Raw genomic sequence first — 3,437 nt, 5'->3', positions numbered from 1 at the left:
AGTGCTGCCGCGCCCGGACAGGCCCACGCCCTGCAGGGCGGCCCGCAGCAGGCGTCCGCCATCCAGCGGCAGGCCGGGCAGCAGGTTGAACACCGTCAGGGCCGCGTTGCTCCAGAACAGCATCGTCAGGATCGCGCCGACGACGGTCGCGCCGTCGGTGGCGGCGTGCCCCAGGCCGGTGCCGAGGGTGATGACCGCCGAGACGAGCGGCCCGGCGGCCGCGACGAGCAGTTCGTCGCGCGGGCGGGCGAACTGGGTGTCGACCTCCGACACGCCGCCCATGAGGAAGATCACCACGCGCCGCACGGGATGACCGAGCGCGAGGCTGACCGCGGTGTGCCCGAGCTCATGGGCCAGGACGCACAGGGCCAGCAGCACCGAGAAGCCGGCCGCCGCGCCGTACGCCGCCGCGGGCCGCAGCCCGGGCACGGCGTCCTCGAGCGCGGGGCCGTAGAGCACGGTGAACAGCACCGCGATGATGAGCCACGACGGTGCGATGAGCACGGGGACGCCGAAGAAGGTGCCGAGGATGATGCCATCGCGGGCGGCGTCGGGCCGGCCGGACGGTGCGGGGCGCCCTGGGGCTGTCATCGACCCTCTGCGAGGGCTGAGTTCGGCAGATTCCGCACGATCGCGATGCTACGAGGCTCAAGTGGGCGACTTCGCTACCGTACTGATGTGAGTGACGAGGATCGTGAGGCGACGACGCGCGCTGCGTCGACCCCTCCCGACTCCCCGTCGGGCCCGATGAGCGCCGAACCGGACCTCGGCCGGCCGCTGCAGCCCGTGCGCCCGTGGGAGCGCAACGGCCAGCCGGCCGAGACGCCGGACGTCACGCCCGAGCAGGTCGCCGGTGACGGTCCGCTCGCGCCGCTGCGTCCGTGGTTGCTGCGCGAGACCGCCGACGCCCCGGTCGCCGACCTCGCCCTGCCGGAGCCGGGGACGGCGCTCGAGCCGGTGCGCCCGTGGCTCGCGCGCAACGGCACCGCGACGCAGGCGGCCCCGGTCGCGTCCAACCCGGCGATCGTGCGCGGGCCGCGGCCGGCGTTCCGCACCGACAACGACGACATCGGCGAGCTGCGGGTGCAGCTCGAGCGCGAGCGGCAGGCGGCACAGCGCCGCATCGCCGAACTCGAGCAGGCCGCGGCGGCCGAGGCGGCGCGCCGGGCCGAGCTCGAGCGCCGCGCCGAGGCCGAGCGGGCGGCCGAGGCCGCCCGACTCGCGGAACTCCAGCAGCAGGCCGCGGCCGACGCCGCTCGTGCCGCCGAGCTCGAGCAGGTCGCCGCGGCCGAGGCCGCGCGCCGCGCCGAACTGGAGCAGCTCGCGGCCACCGAGTCGGCCCGGCGGGCCGAGCTCGAGCAGTTGGCCGCCGCCGAGTCGGAGCGACGGGCAGCCGTCGAGCAGCAGGTGCAGGTCGAGGCGGCGCGCAGGGCCGAGGTCGAGGCGCTGGCCGCGGCGGGGACGGCCCGGCGGGCTGAGCTCGAGCGTGAGGCGGCCGAGCAGGCCGCGCAGCGGGCCGAGCTCGAGCGCCAGGCCGGCGACGAGGCCGCGCGTCGCCGCGAGGCGGACCTGCGTGTGCAGGCCGAGCGCGAGGCGGAGGCCGCCCGCGTCACGGAGCTCGAGGCCCTCGCCGCCGCCGAGGCCGCTCGCCGCGCCGAGATCGAGCAGCAGGTGCAGGCCGAGCGCGCCGCCGAAGCCGTCCGTCTGGCCGAGCTGCAGCAGCGGGCCGAAGCGGCGGCCGCCCGTGCCGCCGAGCTGGAGCAGGTCGCTGCGGCCGAGGCCGCGCGCCGCGCCGAGGTCGAGCAGCAGGTGCAGGCCGAGGCGGCCCGCCGGGCCGAGAGCGAGGCGCTCGCCGCCGCCGAGTCGGCCCGCCGCGCCGAGCTCGAGCGGGTCGCCGCCGAGGAGGCCGCCCGCCGCGCCGAGCTCGAGCGCCGGTCGGCGGAGGAGACGGCCCGCCGCCAGGAGGCCGAGCGGATCGCCGCCGCCGAGGCGGCGCGTCGCGAGGAGATCGAGCACCAGGCCGCGGCGGAAGCAGCGCGGCGTGCCGACGCCGAGCGGCAGGCGGCCGTCGAGGCGCAACGCCGCGAGGAGATCGAACGGCTCGCCGCCGCGGAGGCGGCCCGTCGCGCCGAGATCGAGCGGGTGGCCGCGGCCGAGGCCGCGCGCCGTGCCGAGCTGGAACGCGCCGCCGCCGCGGAGGCGGCGCGCCGGGCGGAACTGGAGACGTTGCAGTCGGACGCGCCCACCGACGCTGCCTCGACGCCGGCGGACACTGCCGGGACGGCTGACGCGCCGCAGTTCCCCTGGCAGGTCAGCGCGCCCGCCGTCCTCGACCTGGGCGGCGCGGCCACCTGGGACCCGTCGGTCTACGCGGACGCGCCCCACCCGGCCCCCGCGCCGAAGCGCACCGGTCTGCGCCGGCTGCTGAACCGCGCGTCCGACCGGGACGAGGCGGCCGGCCCGACGCCCGCAGCCGCGGCCACCGGGGTGCCGGACGCGCCGGAGGTGCCGGAGTTGCCGGCCGCTGAGCTGTCGTCGCCGACGCCCGTCGCGGCCGACGTGCCCCCCGCGGTCGACGTCGTCGCCGCCGACCGTCCGGACGAGACGGCGGCGCGCGAGGAGGCAGAACAGGCCGAGGCCGCCCGGGTCGTCGCCGAACAGGCCGCCGAGGCCGAGGCCGCGCGCGTCGCCGCCGAACAGGCCGCCAGGGCCGAAGCCGAGCGGGTCGCCGCGGAACGTGTGGCGAAGGCCGAGGCCGAGCGCGCCGCCGCCGAACAGGCCGCCAAGGTAGAGGCCGAGCGGGTCGCCGCCGCGCGAGCCGCCAAGGCCGAAGCCGAGCGCGTCGCCGCCGAACGTGCCGCCAAGGCCGAAGCCGAACGTGTCACCGCCGAACGAGCCGCCAAGGCGGAGGCCGAGCGCCGTGCGGCCGAGCAGGCGGCGAAGGCCGATGCCGAGCGTCGCGCCGCACTCGCGGCGGCCAAGGCCGAGGCCGAGCGTGTGGCCGCCGAGCAGGCGGCTGCCGCCGAGCGGGCGGCTGCCGCCGAGCGGGCCGCCGCAGCTGCGAGCGCGCCCGTGCGCACCGGCCCGCGTCCGGGCCCGAAGCAGGAGCCGCTGCCGCCCGCGCTCGCGACCGCTCCGGCGACCGTCACCCCGTCCGCGCCCGCCACCGCGGGCACCGCGGGCACCGCGGGCACCGACGACGTCGCGGCCGAGGGCCGGACGGGCCGCCTCGGGAAGCTCTTCCGCGGCCGCCGCGGCAAGGACGAGCACGACGAGCTGCCGCCGTCGGCGTACCCGGGACAGTCGCTCGGACTGCCGCCGCCCGACGAGCCCGCCGCACGGTCGCTCGGGGCGCCGGCGGTCCCCCCGAAGGACGAGCCCGCCGATCCGGCCGAGACGTCGGCGTCGACGGGCGGGGCTTGCGCCCAAGCAGCACC

The 3,437-nt window shown here is 78.9% G+C and carries 1 protein-coding gene and 1 pseudogene; one reads left to right on the top strand and one right to left on the bottom strand.

Annotated elements, in window-relative coordinates; all coding sequences use genetic code 11:
- Nucleotides 1-591, bottom strand: a 591-nt coding sequence (locus tag ACTHMS_RS23240; protein ID WP_440309030.1) for a site-2 protease family protein, incomplete at its 3' end; no start/stop codon positions are given.
- 156 nt (nt 592-747) lie between these two features.
- Between ACTHMS_RS23240 and ACTHMS_RS23235 the strand changes: the two are divergent.
- Nucleotides 748-3,437, top strand: a pseudogene (locus tag ACTHMS_RS23235) (hypothetical protein); the annotation flags it as partial.

Source organism: Jatrophihabitans sp. (assembly GCF_051960575.1).
Taxonomy (GTDB): domain Bacteria; phylum Actinomycetota; class Actinomycetes; order Mycobacteriales; family Jatrophihabitantaceae; genus JBQCEE01.
This window is presented reverse-complemented; position numbering and strand designations above follow the sequence as displayed.